15 protein-coding genes are annotated in these 18,563 nt (G+C 32.3%); 5 read left to right on the top strand and 10 right to left on the bottom strand.

Annotation, left to right across the window (positions count from 1 at the left end):
* Nucleotides 1–165 precede the first annotated feature (165 nt).
* Nucleotides 166–705: a hypothetical protein gene (locus R9X47_RS17870; protein WP_432662387.1), complete on the top strand. Its 540-nt coding sequence runs from the start codon at nucleotides 166–168 to the stop codon at nucleotides 703–705.
* Nucleotides 706–947: 242 nt separating this feature from the next.
* On the opposite strand, the gene R9X47_RS17865 is transcribed toward R9X47_RS17870, so the two are convergent.
* From R9X47_RS17865 to R9X47_RS17855, 3 genes are all read right to left on the bottom strand, one after another.
* Nucleotides 948–3,203 carry a diguanylate cyclase domain-containing protein gene (locus R9X47_RS17865; RefSeq protein WP_432662386.1) on the bottom strand — a complete coding sequence of 752 codons (2,256 nt, stop codon included), beginning with the start codon at nucleotides 3,201–3,203 and terminating at the stop codon, nucleotides 948–950.
* A 95-nt stretch (nucleotides 3,204–3,298) separates the two neighbouring features.
* Nucleotides 3,299–6,001, bottom strand: coding sequence for an EAL domain-containing protein (locus tag R9X47_RS17860; protein WP_432662385.1), 2,703 nt, complete (start codon nucleotides 5,999–6,001; stop codon nucleotides 3,299–3,301).
* 652 nt (nucleotides 6,002–6,653) lie between these two features.
* Nucleotides 6,654–7,706 (bottom strand): DNA polymerase IV, encoded by a 1,053-nt coding sequence (locus R9X47_RS17855; protein WP_432662384.1) that lies wholly within the window; start codon nucleotides 7,704–7,706, stop codon nucleotides 6,654–6,656.
* Nucleotides 7,707–8,281: 575 nt separating this feature from the next.
* Here R9X47_RS17855 and R9X47_RS17850 point away from each other — a divergent pair.
* Genes R9X47_RS17850 through R9X47_RS17840 form a run of 3 tightly spaced genes read left to right on the top strand, consistent with a single transcriptional unit; the run spans nucleotide 8,282 to nucleotide 10,112 of the window.
* Complete coding sequence (locus R9X47_RS17850) at nucleotides 8,282–8,605, top strand: PadR family transcriptional regulator (RefSeq protein WP_432662383.1); 324 nt, start codon at nucleotides 8,282–8,284, stop codon at nucleotides 8,603–8,605.
* On the top strand, nucleotides 8,598–9,188 hold the full coding sequence (locus R9X47_RS17845) for an HAAS signaling domain-containing protein (protein WP_432662382.1): 591 nt from the start codon (nucleotides 8,598–8,600) through the stop codon (nucleotides 9,186–9,188). Before R9X47_RS17850 ends, R9X47_RS17845 begins: the two co-directional genes overlap by 8 nt.
* A gap of 12 nt (nucleotides 9,189–9,200) precedes the next feature.
* Nucleotides 9,201–10,112: a DUF4097 family beta strand repeat-containing protein gene (locus R9X47_RS17840; RefSeq protein ID WP_432662381.1), complete on the top strand. Its 912-nt coding sequence runs from the start codon at nucleotides 9,201–9,203 to the stop codon at nucleotides 10,110–10,112.
* 162 nt (nucleotides 10,113–10,274) lie between these two features.
* On the opposite strand, the gene R9X47_RS17835 is transcribed toward R9X47_RS17840, so the two are convergent.
* Genes R9X47_RS17835 through R9X47_RS17820 form a run of 4 tightly spaced genes read right to left on the bottom strand, consistent with a single transcriptional unit; the run spans nucleotide 10,275 to nucleotide 12,441 of the window.
* Nucleotides 10,275–11,147 carry a sensor histidine kinase gene (locus tag R9X47_RS17835; protein WP_432662380.1) on the bottom strand — a complete coding sequence of 291 codons (873 nt, stop codon included), beginning with the start codon at nucleotides 11,145–11,147 and terminating at the stop codon, nucleotides 10,275–10,277.
* Nucleotides 11,148–11,149: 2 nt separating this feature from the next.
* The gene (locus R9X47_RS17830; protein ID WP_432662379.1) at nucleotides 11,150–11,638 is read right to left on the bottom strand and encodes a hypothetical protein; all 489 of its coding nucleotides are present in this window, start codon (nucleotides 11,636–11,638) and stop codon (nucleotides 11,150–11,152) included.
* A gap of 39 nt (nucleotides 11,639–11,677) precedes the next feature.
* Nucleotides 11,678–11,803, bottom strand: a complete 126-nt coding sequence (locus tag R9X47_RS17825) for a cyclic lactone autoinducer peptide (protein WP_432662378.1) — start codon at nucleotides 11,801–11,803, stop codon at nucleotides 11,678–11,680.
* A complete protein-coding gene (locus R9X47_RS17820; RefSeq protein ID WP_432662377.1) occupies nucleotides 11,800–12,441 on the bottom strand; it encodes an accessory gene regulator ArgB-like protein in 642 nt (213 codons plus the stop codon). The genes R9X47_RS17825 and R9X47_RS17820 overlap by 4 nt, the downstream gene beginning before the upstream one ends.
* A gap of 383 nt (nucleotides 12,442–12,824) precedes the next feature.
* Here R9X47_RS17820 and R9X47_RS17815 point away from each other — a divergent pair, with 383 nt between their 5' ends.
* Complete coding sequence (locus R9X47_RS17815; protein ID WP_432662376.1) at nucleotides 12,825–12,971, top strand: hypothetical protein; 147 nt, start codon at nucleotides 12,825–12,827, stop codon at nucleotides 12,969–12,971.
* 77 nt (nucleotides 12,972–13,048) lie between these two features.
* On the opposite strand, the gene R9X47_RS17810 is transcribed toward R9X47_RS17815, so the two are convergent.
* From R9X47_RS17810 to R9X47_RS17800, 3 genes are all read right to left on the bottom strand, one after another.
* Nucleotides 13,049–16,642: a hypothetical protein gene (locus R9X47_RS17810; protein ID WP_432662375.1), complete on the bottom strand. Its 3,594-nt coding sequence runs from the start codon at nucleotides 16,640–16,642 to the stop codon at nucleotides 13,049–13,051.
* A 249-nt stretch (nucleotides 16,643–16,891) separates the two neighbouring features.
* Nucleotides 16,892–17,827, bottom strand: coding sequence for an SPFH domain-containing protein (locus R9X47_RS17805; RefSeq protein WP_432662374.1), 936 nt, complete (start codon nucleotides 17,825–17,827; stop codon nucleotides 16,892–16,894).
* 12 nt (nucleotides 17,828–17,839) lie between these two features.
* Entirely contained in the window at nucleotides 17,840–18,307 is a 468-nt protein-coding gene (locus R9X47_RS17800; RefSeq protein ID WP_432662373.1) for an NfeD family protein, read from the bottom strand.
* Nucleotides 18,308–18,563 lie beyond the last annotated feature (256 nt).

Below are 18,563 nucleotides of genomic sequence, written 5' to 3'. Positions count from 1 at the left end.
ATGTACTATATATAATTTTTCTATTGTGACAATCCATAGAATAATATATAATAACATAGTGTTTTGCTAAAATCTTCAAAATAGTGAAATATATTGAAGATTTTAATATGGTGTTTTTAAAGAATTTAAGTTTTTATATTAGAAGGTTAAGGGAGAGAGTATTTTATGAAAAAAATTATAGTATCATTTATATTAGTGTGCCTATTAGCTTCTGTTGTTACAGGTTGTAGTAGCAATTCTGCTCCTACATTTAAGACATTTACACCTGAAGATGCTAGTTTTTCTATAGATTTTCCTGGAGATCCAACAACTCAAAGCCAAAGTATGGATACTCCAAGTGGAGAAATGAAAATAAATACATTCATGTTAGAAGGAAAAGAAGCAGTATATACTGTTGCCACTACTTTATTACCAGAAGAAGTTTTAAATCAACCAGTAGATGAATTCCTTATGAATGCGTGTAACGGTGCGGTAGCACAAACTCAAGGTACAAATGATGTAATAGAGGATGTAACAATTGATGGATATGCAGGTAAATATGTTATATATGATATAAACAATAATGGAAAAGCTGCAAAGGCTCATCAAAAGATTTTTGTAGCAGAAAATACAATGTATCAATTAATGGTTATAAATGTCGATGATGAGAAGTCTAAAGAGAGTAGAGAAAAATTCTTTAATTCATTTAGCATAACAAAAAAATAAAGTAAATAAACTTAGATTCTTAATTGCAAACCCATATTTATTAATAGCTTAATTTCATTCAAAATACACAATATGAATAATCTTAACTTAGAAAGAGATTGTCTGAAAATGACTTGAAAATCATTTAAATAGACAATCTCTCTTTATATAAGAAAATTATATATGAAAATTCTTGTTGATATCGATGGGTATCCAGTAAATGAACAGGTAAAGATGATTTTCATTATAAACACAACCCATCCTTAACTACTCACTTTTTCTGTAATGGTATGTACTCTATTTCGTCCGTTATTCTTTGCAATATACAGAGCCTTATCCGCCATGTTAATTAAATCTTCCATTGTAGCAGTATCACTAGGAATAATAGTCGATATACCGATTGTAATGGTAATGCGCTTGGATACACATGAAAATTTATGCTCAACATCTAGCTTAGCAATCTCTGCTCTCATTTCTTCAGCTAGTTGTTCCGCTCCCATTTCATCTGTGTAGGGTAGTATAGCAACAAACTCATCTCCGCCATATCTAGCAACAAAGTCTGTAGTTCTTTTAGTAGCACTTTGAAGAGTTTTGGCAACATGTATAATGCACCTATCTCCTGCTAGATGTCCATAATTATCATTAAACTCTTTAAAATAATCGATATCAATGATCAGCAAGGATAAATAATTTTCTTCTCTTCTCAAGTGATGCCATTCCATTTCTAAATGTTCATCGAACTCGCGCCTATTAGGAATGTTAGTTAGTCCATCTAGTTTAGAGATATTCATCAGTTTACAATTTGCTTTTTCTAATTGTCTCTGAGTTTGCCTTCGTTCCTGAATTTCCTTTGAAAGTTTTTGAGATTTTTTGGCGTTGTTAATAGCAATAGCTATATAGGATGCTAAAGCCTTAATCATATCTAAATTGTACTTAGTATAGGCTTCTTTCCTTTTACTTTGAACCGTAACCATTCCAACAACAGTATTTTCAACCATGAGTGGATAGTATATAATCGATTTCATCCTGGAGCCAATACCACGCCGCCCTACTCCCTTTACATAGGTTGTATATTCTTCATCAACATCACTTATCATAATTTCCTTCTTATTTACGACACACCAAACTGCTAGGCTTTTTGGATCATCTAAAGTTTTAGTCCAAGAAGGTATTCTATCCGATTCATCAATAAAAAACTCATAGTTGATTACACTTTTTTCTTCATCAAATAATCCTATACCAAATACACAAGCATCCATCAATTCATTTACGTTAACATAAACAGTGTTTAAAATTTCCTCAAGATTAAGGGTAGATGTAATGTTTTGCCCTATCTTACTAATAATCGTAACGTTTCTATAGGATTCTTCAAGTTCTATAGTCTTCATTTCCAGTTCATGGGTCTTCTGCCTTAACTCAATATTCTTTAATCGATAGATTTCCTTTTCTTGTTGAGATTGTTCCATTTCAAACTGAGCTTTTACACTATTTATTTTCTGTGCTAATTTTTCATATTTTTCTTCCTTTTCGGTGTCATGAAATTTTTTGTAAAAATAAATTGCCTTTTCATATTCTTCCATTTCTTCATAAAGCACCGCAAGGTATGAACATATCTTTGCTATCATGCTATTTGCCTTTACTTCCTTTGCCAGCTCTAATCCTCTCCGAAGACATTGGATTGCTTTTTCACAATCCTCTTTTTCAATAAGAGCTTTATACAAGTCTATTAGCACTTCAATTTCATGAAATCTATCTTCTGTTTGTGCAAATATCCCAAGACTTTTATAATAATATTCTAAAGCCAAGTCATTCTGACCAGTCTCTTGATACACCCTGGCTAACTGATGTAAACTATAGGATTCACCAATACGATCATCAAAATCTCTAAAAATCTTCAGACTACACTCGTTGTATTCCTTAGCCAATTCATACTTTCTAAGATGGTAATAAACTTGTCCAATATTAAATTTTGGCACACCAGCTTCATTTCCATAACCAAGACTCTCAAATACATATATGCTTTTTCTATAGTATTCTAAAGCCATTTCATATTCTTTTAAATATTTATATATTTCTCCTATGTTATTTAATAACCTTCCTTCAAGCCTTCCATAGCTAATTTCACCAGCTAATTTTAATGCCTTCATGTAATACTTTAAAGATATATCAAAGTTCTGAAGATCAAGATATATATTCCCAAGGACATTTAGCCCATCCACCTCATACTCTTGGTCTCCCACCTTTTTAGCAACATCTATAGAATCAAAAAGATATGTAATACCACCTTGGAAATCTCCTATCAACCAACATCCTCTTCCCATTCGAAAGAGACTTCTCAAAATCCCAAACTCATAATTTATTTCTTTAGCCAAAGTGTATGCTTCCTTTGACAATTCAAATGAGCGTTTAGGTTTATTTTTTTCAAGTTCCTCGGAAAGATTATTTAATGAGTCCACCCTCAATACTTTCTGTTTCTCAAGGTCCATTTGCGATTTTAAAGTTTTATCCTTCTTCTCCATAGATTCACCTCCATCCCTATGACATAAAGGTCAACATTCTCTATAACAGCTATATAACATATAAATCAGTATATTTTTACTACATTGTCCCATATTTAAATGTTATTTATATTGAAGCCATCTTTGAGTTTTTCAGTGAATTCGTAGGAACATATTGGACGGCTATAGTAATATCCCTGCACCTCATTACACTTTCTTTCTTTAAGGAATCTTTCTTGTTCCTTTGTTTCAACGCCTTCTGCGTTTATTATAAGGTTTAGACTTTTTCCCAGTTCAATAATTATATTAGCTATTGTCCCATCATCATTATTAGGTATATCTTTAATAAACGAACGGTCAATTTTCAATTTATCTACTGGTAGATCCTTGATATAACTTAGCGATGAATATCCTGTTCCAAAATCATCTATAGATATTCTTATACCTAGCTGTCTTAACCTGTGAAGCATATTAATTACATCCTTCTTATCGCTAATTAAGAGTCTTTCTGTAACCTCAAGTTCTAAAAATCTTGGGGCCAGTCCTGTTTCTTCCAGAATCATCTTAATCTTTTCAACAAGGTTCTTGTCATTAAACTGTATAGGAGATAGATTTACAGATACGACTAGGTTATGATATCCCATATCATGCCATTTCTTATTTTGAATACACGCCTCTCTAAGAATCCATTCACCTAGCCTGTTAATCAGACCGGTATCCTCAGCCAATGGTATAAATACACCGGGCATAATCTTTCCAAAGGTAGAACTATTCCATCTAATAAGTGCTTCAACTCCCGTCAGTTTTCTGGTATTGAGGCTTAGTTGAGGTTGATAATATAATTCAAATTCATTGTTTTCAATTCCATGTCTGAGGGCAGTGACCATTTTATTTCTCTTTTGAGCACTTTTATTCATTTCAATATCATAAAACTGATAGTTTCCTTTTTGATTCTCTTTTGTATGTATTAATGCCGATGAAGCAAATTTTAATAATTCCGATGGTATTACACTGTCAATTGGATAGGAGCTTATTCCTATACTAGCGGTAATAAGTATCTCTTTATCATTTACCATATATGGTGATTTTACGGTATTCATGATATTTTCCACCTGTAAAATTATCTCTTCCATTGAGCTTATATCGTTATATATTATTGCAAATTCATCACCACTAATTCTAGCAACAATCCCAGCATCTTTTAATATTGACTTTAACCTAGTTGAAACCATCTTAAGTATTTGGTTTCCACCTATATGACCAAGTACTTCATTGACCCTCCTAAAGTTATCTAGCCCTATTACCATTACAGTTCCATGTAAACCATCACTGCCTATGCTATCGATATACTCCTGTAAACTACTTAAAAACAAACTTTGTTTCGGTAAATTTGTCAAGGTATCATAATCTTCTAAGTACTTTATCCGTCTCTCCTTCTTCTCCCTATTAGCTATTTCCCATTTCAATATTTCATTTTGGGTACTTAATTGCTTAACGGTATTTTTAATCTCGATAATCATATTCTTAATTGCAGCTGCAAGCCTTCCTATTTCATCATTTGATTTCACATCTACTTTCACATCATAGTTTTTATTCATGACTTCAACTGTAACGAGCTCAAGCTTTCTTAGATCAGAGGTTATTCTCTTTGTCGTGAAGTAAATGAAAACGCTAATCCCCAGAACAACTAATCCAAGAATAAGAAATTGTTTCATGATAATCAGACCTCTACTATCATCAATCTTATTCCTAGCATTATGATAAGAAAAAAATACCTCCTCCTCTGGAATAACAAATCCCAGAGTCCAAGCCTCTGTATAAAATCCTTTATCTTTATTCCAGGTGTTTAATGTTTTTAAGTTCTTTTGAATAACAAAGTATTCTTTTCCATCTATTTTTACTCTATTTTTTGTAATCTTATTTCCCTTAGGTAATAGGATATTTTGTACTTCTTCATGTATACTTTCCCTTAGAAAGCGGCTCATAGGATTGTATCCAGATTCTGTGTCGTTCTTAACTATTGCATCTTCAATAGCTCTAAGGCCCAACGTCTTTGCTCCCTCATTGTTAACAGCAAAAACATTCCCATTGGATTGAGATATATAGGCAAATCCACTATGTGCTAGTTTTATATTTTTTACAAGACTAATAATTTCCTGAATTTCAACATCTATACTGATCGCACCTCTAAACTTATCTCTTTCTTTATTCCATATGGGTTGTCTCAGGGTCATAATAATATTACCCGTACCACCATCCTGGGTTGGTGATGATATAATCGATAGGGAGGATAAATCCTTTACATCTTCACGAATTGCCTTTTCCCAATTGCCTACTAACCCGGGATTAAATGCTTCCCAGTTAGGTTCATATGTATGTTTTGGATAAATTTGGTCCATAGCTGTTCCAATATCATCCCAAGGTGTAACTCTCATAAAGGAAGCTCCTAGTCCACCTGAAAAGTAAATCCATAATTTATCAGTACCATATTTGTGAAATGATGGCATTAGTAAATCGAGAATAATAGACTGATCAATTTGTTCCTTTATCTCAGGTCTTATATTGTTCTCCTCATCCAGCAAATATTGTTGCACTAATACAACAGCAGGTTCACTTTCATGGTTCTGATACCATTTTCCACTATACTCAAGATTATCTTTAAAAAATGATTGCTCTGTCATACTTTTTATTAGTGGAGCGAACTCCTCTTCGTTATCTATGGTTTTCTGAAATATATCGGCGATCACTGCTTGTTCATCAAGAAATTTTTGAATTTCTGCTTCTATTAGTTTAGCTGTAATATTTATATAATTGTCCATGTATTCGTCATTCGCAGAATCTAAACCATTCTTTGTCTCTTCAGTGGCATCTTCAAAAAGATTTTGGATACTAGTATATGAAACTATTATCGACGTGGAAAGACCTATAAAAAGGCTAATAAAAGCAACTAAGGCTATTTTGAACTGGTAGTTATTAGAAATAATTGACTTTATTCTAGTTATGAAACATTTCTCACTATCTTTGCTTTCCTTCAGTTACTCCACCTCCATTTTGCTACAGCTGACTATATAGAGTTCACATAGCAAAACTTAAAATAAACCCTTGTGAACATAATGGACGCTTCTATATTTCTCAACAGAAACCTATTTTATATTGAAATTACCATATTAAACCTATTAATCTACACCATCCCTCCCCCATATTTCGACAAATCGTAATAATATAAATTCTACATTCAAGAATGAATTTCCTTCTAATTCAGTAATATTTGTCCTGTAGGCTTTCTGATCCGAGGTTGTAAGTTCCATGGTAAAACAGCTTCTTAGACATTGGTAATTTTTACTATACGGATTTATTCATAGCCTAAAAAAGTTTATAGCCTCCTATATGCTATAAAAGCAAAAAAGACTAGATATAATTCATCTAGTCTCCAAGCAATAAAAATTTTGGAGTATATACTCCTTACGTTTTCTATATATTATCAAAAAATGATAATTGCTCTGTTTCATTTTGAGATAGGTTTGCTACAGTTAATCCTATGAGTCTTATTCCATCCTCCAACTTAATTTCATTTAGAATATCTGAGGCGATGCTATAGATCTGTTCCTGTGAATTTATATAATCATGAATAGTTCTACTTTTTGTATGACTTTGAAACTCTGAAGTTTTAATCTTAACTGTTATAGTCTTGGCTAATACACCCTTCTTAACTAAAGTATCGGAAATATTTTTTGAAAACTTTAGTAAGTATTCTCTAAGGTATTCTTTATCCTTTGAATCCTCCGAAAGGGTTGTCTCGCGTCCTATTGACTTTCTTTCTCTACTCGGTTTTACCACTCTATTATCTATTCCACGGATTCTATCGTATATCTCATTTCCATACTTCCCAAAAAACTCTTTTAAATATTCTTTAGGAAGGCTAAGCAAATCATCTATGGTAAAAATACCAATGTTTCTTAACCTCTCAGCAGACTTCCTCCCTATTCCGTAGACCTTTTTAATAGATAGGGGCCTTAATATATCTGGAATCATATCTTTAGATATAACCTTTATTCCATCTGGTTTGTTCCAATCTGAGGCTAGCTTTGCCAAGAATTTATTATAGGAAATCCCTACGGATATTGTTAATCCCGTCTCCTCCATAACCCGTTCTTTTATATGATAAGCTACCTTTAAAGGATCTTCATCTATATCTGTAATATCTAAAAATGCCTCATCTATAGATAAGGGTTCTACTATATCTGTTAATTCATAAAATATCTTGAAAACTTCTCTAGATACTTCACTATACCTCCAGTGTCTTACTGGAAGGAATATCCCCTTAGGGCATCTCTTCTTTGCCATAAACCCTGGCATGGCAGAATGAACCCCATACCTCCTAGCTTCATAAGAACATGTACATACAACCCCTCTACTACTCCCACCACCAACTATTACAGGTTTTCCCTTAAGGCTTGGATTATCTAGTACCTCTACGGAGGCAAAAAAGGCATCTAAATCTACATGAATAATTTTTCTTTCCATACAAATCTCACTCCATATATGCTTTTAACAGCCTTTAAGCTTAATCAAGTACGGCTTTATAACAAAGTAATTATAGGGATTTAAGTAAAGACTTTAATTTGCACATGTATAAATTAAGTTTTACTATGTAAACCCTATATAGAGATTCAAGTAGAGCTATTAATTTATTCACATCGAAAACTCCTAGAAACATCGAGTATTTTGATATGTACAAATTAAGTTCTACTATATGAACTCTATACATATAATTTTATCAAACATTTGTTCCCTTTTTCAAGGTTAAACTTTCGAAAAGAATAGTTATTATGTATACTGTTACAAATTCTTTACATACTTCTCTTTTTAAAATTTCTATGTATATATGCCCTTTATAGGAATTTTTATATGTTTCCTAAAATAATTGTTTGGCTCCTTAAATTATTATGGCAAAAAACTTTAACCCACTACCTTGCATAACAAGATAGCTTTTTGTATAATGTATTTATATAGAACTTATATGCTTTAATAAGCTAAATACGAATATTAACCTTGGATAAGTATTAATCTATAATATACTCGAAAGGAACTGGTCCAATATGAATATACAATTTAAAAAAGGAGTACTGGAGTTATGTGTCTTGTCTATACTTACCAAAAAAGATTGCTATGGTTACGAATTGGTAAATGATATTTCCAAAAACATAGCAATATCCGAAGGTACTATATATCCATTACTAAGAAGATTAACAAAAGAAGGTCTTTTTACTACTTATCTTAAGGAGTCTAAGGAAGGGCCTCCTAGAAAATACTACACGTTAACTGAGCGTGGAAGAGAAGTCAAAGATGACTTGACTAATGAATGGTTCTCTTTTGTTGATGGTGTAAATAATATTATCGAGGGGGAAGAGGAAAATGAATAAAAATGAATTTTTAACCGAACTAAGTAACTTACTTAGTAGCCTACCTTCCGATGAAAGACAGGATATACTCTTTGATTACGAAGAACACTTTAGCATTGGACTTGAAGAGGGAAAAACCGAAGAGGATATAATAGATAGCCTTGGAAGCCCAAAAACCATAGCCAAGCAATATAAGGCGAATTATATAGTAACTCAGGCTGAAGTAAACCCTTCACCGTCTAATATGTTAAAGGCAGTTCTTGCAATATTGGCTCTTGGTTTTTTCAACCTCATCTTTGTATTAGGGCCATTTCTAGGTTTAGTCGGTGTTTTGATAGGTCTTTTTGCTGCATCTATAGGAATCCTTATTGCTGGAGTATCAGTATTTGGAACGGCCGCACTAGGACCCGTACTAGGCTCCTTAAACGCCTATATTTCTTTACCATCGATCATGGTATCAAATACAGGGGCAACATTGTTTCTAGGAATTGGTCTAACTTCACTAGGATTACTTTTCATTATAGGAAACTGCTATTTAGCTAGGTGGCTATATATTGGAACTATACAATATCTCAAACTCAACCTACGACTTTTAGGAAGATAGGAGGCATATAAAATGATTAAAAATATGAAAAAAATCGTTCTTTGGCTTTTTATTATAATGATTGCTTCCTTTTCCATCTCCATAATTTTGTTTAGAAATGCTGGAGTAGATTGGAATGATATTGCCGATATGGATGATGATTATTCTAACTTTGAGGAAATAAGCAATGTTAAAGGGAAGTTTAAGAAAAATATCAATGAAGAGAAAAGTTTTGATATCCAAGGTATAGATGATGTTAATATAAGTACAATAAGTGCAGATATAAGGATTATACCAGAAGATAGAAATGATATAAGGGTGCATTTCTATGGCGCAGTAGCTTCAAGCAATGAGATTGGTTCACCAAAGTTGATTGCAGAAAAGCAAAATAATAGCTTACAAATTAAAATTGATCATAAAAAATTGATTTCTAGTGGTTTCTACTCTTCTAGAATCGATTTAGATATTTATGTACCCAATGAATATTCCAAAAATATTGATGTAAAAACCACTTCTGGCGATATAGATTTAGGAATACTTAACATCAAAGATATTAGTGCAAAATCTGTTTCAGGAGATATAAATGCCGATTCTTTATATAGTGAAAAATCTAGTTTCAAAAGTACCTCGGGAGAAATTACATTAAGGGATTTCAAAGGCATGATAGATGCTAAAACAACTTCTGGAGACATAGATATCGATTTTAACGCACTTGAAAACGATGTAAATATCGGCTCGATATCTGGTAGTATTGAATTAGGGCTTCCGAATAACTCTGGATTTTATCTAGAATCAAAATCTCTTTCCGGAGACATAGAATGTGATTTTCCTATAAGTATTGAAGGCAAACATAGTGAAAGAAAAGTAAACGGTAGGGTTGGACAGGATAATAATAGGATTGTTTTATCAACGACTTCTGGAGATATAGAAATATCAAAAAAATAGATCAACTTTAAAGGTTTCGCTTGTCGAAACCTTATTTTTTTGAGCCATTTAAAAGAAATGCAATAAAGACGAATAGTTCAATGTTCATAAGTTGTTACAAAGATCATTTTTCAAAGAAAGATCTAGCCAAAATGAAAATACTAAATATCCTCAATCTCTTATTTAGATTTGGCTCTTAGAGGTTTTTTTAGGAAGAAAGACTGTAAAAATCGTACCAACACCATCATAACTTTCTACATTAATCTTACCTCTGTTATGGGAAACAAGCTGTTTAACAGTACTAAGGCCATGTCCGTGTCCATTTCCTCCCTTTGTAGTGTATCCCTGTTTAAATATTTCATTATGTAGCTCTGAAGGTAGGATTGGATAGGAGTTTACTACAGTAAATGCATATTCATTCTCGTGCTCACAGATATCTACCGTTAATAGCTTCTCTGTTTCACGACAATTATCTAGTTCATATATTGCATTATCGACTAAATTGAATAATATTGTACTGAGATCAACGGAATCTATGGCTATATCATCTAGATCCGACCTAATATCGATTTCAACTGAAATGCCTTTATTCTCCGCTATGGCATACTTTCTATACAGTATTGCAGCAACCTCTGGATTGCCAACGTTAGAAATCGAGAACATTTTGGTGGTATTTCCAGAAACCTTTTTAATGTATCCTAGGGCGTTATCACCTTTTTGAAGCTGTATAAGGCCAGCAATTACATTAAGATGATTGTGGAAATCATGTTTCTGTCCCCTTAGGGCATCGATTACCTCGTTAGAATTGTTAAGCTTTCTGGTTGTATCTTGATGCTTTTCTAAAAGCTTTATAATATAGAAAACCCATATAACGACACTTATCCCTAGTCCATTTATTAAAAGACCTAGGGTTCTTGGATAATTGTAATTAAATTTGCTCCCATTTACAGATGCTACAATCACTTGGTTGGTTATTAATGTTGTAGCAATACTTTGTAATAATATGAGAATAATAATTAATATGTACACCCTTTTATTAATCTTCATTTCTTTCATATCTAAATGTCCTCTTTTTCAGTAAAACGATTTATATCTATAACAGAGATATTTAAGATATATCCTGTTATAAATACTATAATTAAAGGAACATCTGTTAATATAGTTCCAACTAATCTGAAGCCCGGTTTATGTATTATATCTTCCATAGTTATACCTAATAACTTCGTTCCGTTATACAAAATCATTCCTTCTCCAATGTTTATCAGAAAGAACGAAATCAGTGGGGCTATAATTGCAGCAGCCCAGTTCTGTCTACCAATATATTTCAAACAAATAGCATATAAAGTTATTAAAACAAAAGAATGAGTTCCAAATGGTATTTCATACATAATATAAAATTTTCTAACAGCAAATATAAGAAAACCATATATAAGAGCTAAGCAGGCTATTTTACTAAGCTTAGGACGTATGTTCATAATACCTAGACCTGCTCCTACTATTAAAAATCCTTCCATACAGTGTGCAATCAACAACTCTAGAAACCTCATATTTTTCACACTCCTTTAGAGAAACCTATTTAAAAGTATTTATTTATCCTTTAATATATCCGGAAGCTCTGGTTGATAAGTTCCAGTAGAGCAAGCTGCAGCCGCATTCGTAAAGGCTAAAAAAGTAAGGATTGTAATTGTTAATTGTAATAATCTCGTTTTCATATTAGTTCCCCCTCTTTTTTGTTTATCATTCGTAGTATTCTATCCACATGATGGAGTAATGAGTATCCCCAGTCGGTAAGTGAAAAACTCTGCCATAAAACTCCAAAGGCTGATGCATAGATTATTGTTAAGTTTTTCATAAGACCAGTATACCATAGCAGGCATAGTATACACCATATGAATAGTGTTGCAAATGAAAGTCTTCTTAATTTCTGTCTCTTAACTTTTGTGGTAATAGGTTTCCCAGGAGTGTCTGCCGGAGCATATTTATATATACTCCAGGTTGAAAACAGAAAAACAAATAATATAAAAATACTTAAAACCCCCTTAGAGGGTTGAGTATATTTTGTTACCAATCCGAATCCATTCATAATGATAGCTCCGTAAAGAGCACATCCAAACATTGTTTCGGAATGGGCACCGCCTGAAAAGCTTCTCAATATACTAGTGGTTAATATTATAATTAAAACATTTAGAAAAACTCCTAATGGTAGGGCCACTAATAAAACTAAGCCAAGGCTAACAACAAAGCTAATCACCACCTCAATGGCAAACCTTAGGATTGCCTCTTGATTCTCATCAATTTCTGTATTTTTTTCAAAGTAATTAATCGTATTGTCAACTAGGCGCTTTTTCATCTTTATTTAACTCCTGTAAAAAATTATTTTAATCAAATTTGCGTAATTACTAAACAAATTTTTATAAATTTATATATATATCTACAAAAATACCAATTATACTATCTAATTCTATATTTATCTGAAAATTCCTTCAAGATTGTAAAAATATTCTAATAAAAAGCCATTTTTTTACTCTTTTTTTGAGAAAATATACCTAATTTTTTATAGTATTTTATTACTAAATAATCTAATTATTACCTATTGCTTTTTATTCTTTACCCTTTTTCACAGAATATAAACAATTTTATAAATTTTTCTCCAAAAATATTGTAAATTTATGCTGATAATTTTTTTAGCTTATGAGGATACTAAATATATATTTGTGAAAGGAGACTTTAATAATGACTCATAAAAATAAACTGAATGAGGTTTCTTTAGCTAGTATTGATGATAAGGAGTTAAAGTCAATTAAGGATTTAGAAAAGCAATTTGGAGATAAGTATTATATTATAGCCTTTGATAAAGACAATCCTCCTAATTTTCAATAGTATATTTATGTTATAAAAAATCCTCCTTAGTTTAGGCACTTGACCTATTACTAAGAAGGATTTTTTTAGTATCCTAATTACTTATCATATTCACTGATCGTTTTGAATTTTTCTTTACTTTCATCGTATTCGTATTTACCTACGTTGTCACCATCTTCATCATCTACATATACTACAACATCTTTATCCGTCTTATCTGATACATATTCTGCAATCTTCTCTACAAAATCTCTAAAATCGCTTTTACCTCTATCTTCCCATTCATCAGAATCTTTTGTGAAGTTCTTACCATCCATTTCTACTTTTATCTCGGATTTATATTCTTTTATGTTGTACTCAAATTCTAAATCTTCCTTACCATCTTCATACTCTTCATAATCATCATTTAGCTTATCTTCTATATTTCCATCTCCGCCGTTTTCCTCGATTACTTCAAAACGTGATCCACTTACATAATACTCGTATTCCCCTGCCTTATCATCATCTTCATCGGTCACGTTTATGAGAAGATTTTTATCAAGATCCTCTCCTACTTCTTTAGCGATTTCCTTTACAAAATCTTGAAAATCACCTTCATCTCTTTTTTCCCATTCAGAAGAACCTATTGTAAAGTTTGTACCTTCCATTTTTATCTCTGCATACTTTGCATATTCTATTACTTCATATTCAAATTTCAAATCTTCTTTACCATCTTCATACGTCTCATAATCATCATTTAGCTTATCTTCAATACTGTCACCATTATGATCTTTTTTGTATTCTTCCTTTACTTCAAAGTCTTTCTTACCTTCATCATATTCATATTCTGCAGTATCTTTATTCTCTTCATCCTCTAAAGCTATTTTAACATCTTTTTTTGCATCGGCCGCTATTTCTTTTGCAAGTTTCTCTACAAAGTCTCTAAATTCACTAGTGTCTCTCTCTTCCCACGCTGTAGAGTCTCTTTTAAAGTTAGTACCCTTCATATCTACATTTACATAACTGTTTTTCTCTTCAGCTTTATATGTAAATTTCAGATCATCTTCACCTTTTGTATACTTATTATACTCATCATTAAGCTTCTCTTCTATGGCGTTTTCACTATTATTTTCACCATACTCGCTTTTTACATCTAAGTCGCCATCATCATATTCATACTCTGCTGTATCTTTATTACTCTCATCCTCTACATATATTTTAACCTTTTTATCTATCTCATCTACTACTTCTTCGGCGATCTTTTCTATAAAGTCTTGGAAGTCATCATCGTCTCTCTTCTCCCACTCTGAATCGGTTCTTTTGAAGTTTGTACCTTCCATATTTACCCTTACATAGCTGGATATCTCTTTTACTTCATACTTAAATTTTAAATCTTCATCTCCCTTTGTATACTTATCATAGTCGTCGTTTAGCGTCTCTTCTATTTTATCTGTCTCATCATCGTCTTCACCGTACTCGCTTTTTACATCTAATTCATTATCGTCATATTCATACTCTGCTGCTTCTTTGTTATCCTTATCATCTACATCTATCTTTACTTTTTTATCTATCTCATCTTGTACTTCCTTGGCAATCTTTTCTATAAAGTCTTGGAAGTCATCGTCGTCTCTCTTCTCCCAATCTGAATCGGTTCTTTTGAAGTTCGTCCCTTCCATATCTACCTTTACATAACTTGATGATTCTTTTACATCATATTTAAATCTTAATTCATCTTTTCCCTCTGTATACTTATCATAGTCATCGTTTAGCGTTTCTTCTACTTTATCTACATCGCCATCATCATCTTCACCGTACTCACTTTTTACATCTAATTTATCATCGTCATACTCATACTCTGCTGTTTCTTTGTTATCCTTATCCTCTACATCTATCTTAACTTTTTTATCTATCTCATCTTGTACTTCCTTAGCAATCTTTTCTATAAAGTCTTGGAAGTCATCGTCGTCTCTCTTCTCCCAATCTGAATCGGTTCTTTTGAAGTTTGTTCCTTCCATTTCTACCTTTACATAGCTTGATGACTCTTTTACCTCATACTTAAATTTTAAATCTTCATCTCCCTTTGTATACTTATCATAGTCATCGTTTAGTGTTTCTTCTACTTTGTCAACATCGCCATTATCATCTTCACCGTACTCGCTTTTTACATCTAATTTATCATCGTCATATTCATACTCTGCTGTTTCTTTGCTATCCTTATCATCTACATATATCTTAACCTTTTTGTTTATCTCATCTTGTACTTCCTTGGCAATCTTTTCTATGAAGTCTTGGAAGTCATCGTCGTCTCTCTTCTCCCAATCTGAATCGGTTCTTTTGAAGTTTGTTCCTTCCATTTCTACCTTTACATAGCTTGATGACTCTTTTACCTCATACTTAAATTTTAAATCTTCATCTCCCTTTGTATACTTATCATAGTCATCGTTTAGTGTTTCTTCTACTTTGTCAACATCGCCATTATCATCTTCACCGTACTCGCTTTTTACATCTAATTTATCATCGTCATATTCATACTCTGCTGTTTCTTTGCTATCCTTATCATCTACATATATCTTAACCTTTTTGTTTATCTCATCTTGTACTTCCTCGGCAATCTTTTCTATAAAGTCTTGGAAGTCATCGTCGTCTCTCTTCTCCCAATCTGAATCGGTTCTTTTGAAGTTTGTTCCTTCCATTTCTACCTTTACATAGCTTGAATACGCTTTTACCTCATACTTAAATTTTAAATCTTCATCTCCCTTTGTATACTTATCATAGTCGTCGTTTAGCGTCTCTTCTACTTTATCTGCATCACCATCATCATCTTCGCCGTACTCGCTTTTTATATCTAGTTCTTTATCGTCATATTCATACTCTGCTGTTTCTTTATTATCCTCATCCTCTACATCTATCTTAACCTTTTTATCTATCTCATCTTGTACTTCCTTAGCAATCTTTTCTATAAACTCTTCAAATTCATCGTTATCTCTCTTTTCCCACGCCGACTCGGTTCTTTTGAAGTTGGTTCCTTCCATTTCTACCTTTACATAGCTTGATGAATTCTTTACATCATATTTAAATTTTAAATCTTCTTTTCCTTCTTTATATTTATCATAATCATCGTTTAGCGTCTCTTCTATTTTATCTACATCATCGTCATTATTTCCGCCATATTCCTCTATTACTTTTAACTTATTATTATCGTATTCGTATTTTCCAATGTCTTTCTTCTCTTTATCTTCTAAATATATGTAAACCTCTTTATCTATCTCATCTTGTACTTCGTCTCCTATATCCTTTAGGAAGTCTTGGAAATCATCCTCGCCTCTTTTTGACCATTCTGAACCAGATCTTTTAAAATTCGTACCTTTCATTTCTACCCTTACATAGGTTGGTGTTTGCTTTAAATCATATTTGAATTTTAGCTCATCATCACCCTTTGTATATTCATCATAGTCATCATTTAGTTTTTCTTCTGCATCATCAAGTTTGCTGTTTGCAGCATACGTCATTTCGTAATTTGCATTACTATTTGATGTGTCAATATCAGTTGAATCAGTATTTTCTTTTTCATCATCTAAGAAATCACCAGACTCAGCATATACTGTAACGTCTTCTTCCAGTATATCCGCAAATAAAATACTAGATCCGATTAATAAAACTAAAAATAAAACTGTAACAATGTTCTTGATAATACTTTTTCTTTGAAATTCCATTTTCAGTCCCCCTAATTGATTATATATTGACATATAGTACTTGATTAATAATGTTATTAAACAAATCGCTATACGTTTTCAATCAATTTTGTTCTTTCCTTTAATTTTTTTAAAAATATCTTATTTTTATATCTCTTGCAACTCATAAAACGAGAAAATAATATATGTATTTTTCTTTACTAACATTTTATATTAGAAGCTTAACAGAATGAGGAGTAGACCAAGGTCTACTCTCTATTCAATTCATCTTTAAGCCTCTTTATCTTCTTTCTTAACTATTTCAGTTAATGAAGTAGCTAAACCAGCTAAACTTTGTATTTCTGAAGGGATTATTATCTTAGTTGCTTTACCGTCTGCTGCCTTAGCAAAGGCTTCTAAACTCTTGATAGATATAACTTCTTTACTTGGTGCAGATTCCTTAAGCATTTTTAAACCTTCAGCTGTAGCTTTCTGTACTTTAATTATTGCTTCTGCTCTACCTTCTGCTTCTCTAACAGCAGCTTCCTTCTTAGCCTCTGCTCTAAGAATTGTAGCTTGCTTTTCTGCTTCCGCTTCAAGGATAGCAGATTGCTTCTTACCCTCTGCTCTAAGAACTGCTGATTTCTTTTCTCCTTCAGCTCTTAATATAGCCTCTCTTCTCTCTCTTTCGGCTCTCATTTGTTTTTCCATTGCCTCTTGAATGTCTTGAGGTGGAATTATGTTCTTAACTTCAACACGGTTCACCTTAATTCCCCAAGGATCAGTGGCTTCATCCAATATACTTCTCATCTTTGTGTTAATAATGTCCCTTGAAGTTAATGTTTCATCAAGTTCTAGTTCACCTATGATGTTTCTTAAAGTAGTTGCAGTAAGGTTTTCTATAGCTGCTATTGGATTGTCAACTCCATATGTATATAGCTTTGGATCAGTTATTTGGAAATAAACTACCGTGTCTATTTGCATTGTAACATTATCCTTAGTTATAACTGGCTGTGGTGGAAAATCCACTACCCTTTCCTTTAATGAAACTTTTTTAGCAACTCTATCTACGAAGGGAATCTTAACGTGAAGACCAACGCTCCATGTTCCTTGATATGCTCCAAGCCTTTCTATTACAAAAGCATGGGCTTGAGGTACGATTCTAATATTCGTAACTACTACAAATATCCCAATAATTATTAAAAACAAACTTATTATTAACGGCATATTAAACCCTCCTTATTTAATTTTTACTATAAGTTTTACGCCCTCAACTCTAATTACTTCAACCTGTTTACCTTCTTGTATTTCCTTGTCACCTAAGGATTTAGCAGTCCAGATTTGACCTGCAACCTTAACCTGACCCGTGTTGAATGGTTCAATTTTCTTGATGACTATACCTACCAAACCAACTATACTATCCACATTAGTTTTAGTGGAACCTATTTTTAAATACTTTTTAGCTACCGGTCTAGTAAAGTATAACAAGACTGCCGAGGCTATTAAAAAGACAAATATCTGCCCCATAATACCTATTCCTATCATGGCAGATAACATAGCCACCAGGGCTCCTATTGCAAACCATATTGTTGCAAGACCAAAGGTCAATGCTTCAATTATCGCAAATATTACCGCTACAATTATCCAGATAATTGGATAGGACAATTCAAAACCAAATATGCTATTCACCCCTTTCGCAGGAAACACTTTTTATCCTAGATTATCTATTCCCTTATAACATTATACCCTTCATGAATAATATATCACTATTTGCCATATGACATGTAGTATTCTTTTCATATGTAATAAACATTTAATAAATATTTAATAAAAAATTAAGTAGAAATTATACCCCTTAATTTAAAAGTTAAGTTAAGATTGAGGTACTTCTTGCAAAGACTCAGGTAAAACTATTTATAATTCTTTTGCTTTTATGTTAAAATTGAATATATTTTATTATTCT

Origin of the sequence: Wukongibacter baidiensis, assembly GCF_050888315.1 — a bacterium.
GTDB classification, from domain to species: Bacteria; Bacillota; Clostridia; order Peptostreptococcales; family Caminicellaceae; genus Wukongibacter; species Wukongibacter baidiensis.
This window is presented reverse-complemented; position numbering and strand designations above follow the sequence as displayed.

Excerpts from the sequence above, each read along its gene's own strand:
- R9X47_RS17870 (WP_432662387.1), top strand. The coding sequence starts at position 166 with ATGAAAAAAATTATAGTATCATTTATATTAGTGTGCCTATTAGCTTCT.
- R9X47_RS17865 (WP_432662386.1), bottom strand. The coding sequence starts at position 3,203 with ATGGAGAAGAAGGATAAAACTTTAAAATCGCAAATGGACCTTGAGAAA.
- R9X47_RS17860 (WP_432662385.1), bottom strand. The coding sequence starts at position 6,001 with ATGGACAATTATATAAATATTACAGCTAAACTAATAGAAGCAGAAATT.
- R9X47_RS17855 (WP_432662384.1), bottom strand. The coding sequence starts at position 7,706 with ATGGAAAGAAAAATTATTCATGTAGATTTAGATGCCTTTTTTGCCTCC.
- R9X47_RS17850 (WP_432662383.1), top strand. The coding sequence starts at position 8,282 with ATGAATATACAATTTAAAAAAGGAGTACTGGAGTTATGTGTCTTGTCT.
- R9X47_RS17845 (WP_432662382.1), top strand. The coding sequence starts at position 8,598 with ATGAATAAAAATGAATTTTTAACCGAACTAAGTAACTTACTTAGTAGC.
- R9X47_RS17840 (WP_432662381.1), top strand. The coding sequence starts at position 9,201 with ATGATTAAAAATATGAAAAAAATCGTTCTTTGGCTTTTTATTATAATG.
- R9X47_RS17835 (WP_432662380.1), bottom strand. The coding sequence starts at position 11,147 with ATGAAAGAAATGAAGATTAATAAAAGGGTGTACATATTAATTATTATT.
- R9X47_RS17830 (WP_432662379.1), bottom strand. The coding sequence starts at position 11,638 with ATGAGGTTTCTAGAGTTGTTGATTGCACACTGTATGGAAGGATTTTTA.
- R9X47_RS17825 (WP_432662378.1), bottom strand. The coding sequence starts at position 11,803 with ATGAAAACGAGATTATTACAATTAACAATTACAATCCTTACTTTTTTA.
- R9X47_RS17820 (WP_432662377.1), bottom strand. The coding sequence starts at position 12,441 with ATGAAAAAGCGCCTAGTTGACAATACGATTAATTACTTTGAAAAAAAT.
- R9X47_RS17815 (WP_432662376.1), top strand. The coding sequence starts at position 12,825 with ATGACTCATAAAAATAAACTGAATGAGGTTTCTTTAGCTAGTATTGAT.
- R9X47_RS17810 (WP_432662375.1), bottom strand. The coding sequence starts at position 16,642 with ATGGAATTTCAAAGAAAAAGTATTATCAAGAACATTGTTACAGTTTTA.
- R9X47_RS17805 (WP_432662374.1), bottom strand. The coding sequence starts at position 17,827 with ATGCCGTTAATAATAAGTTTGTTTTTAATAATTATTGGGATATTTGTA.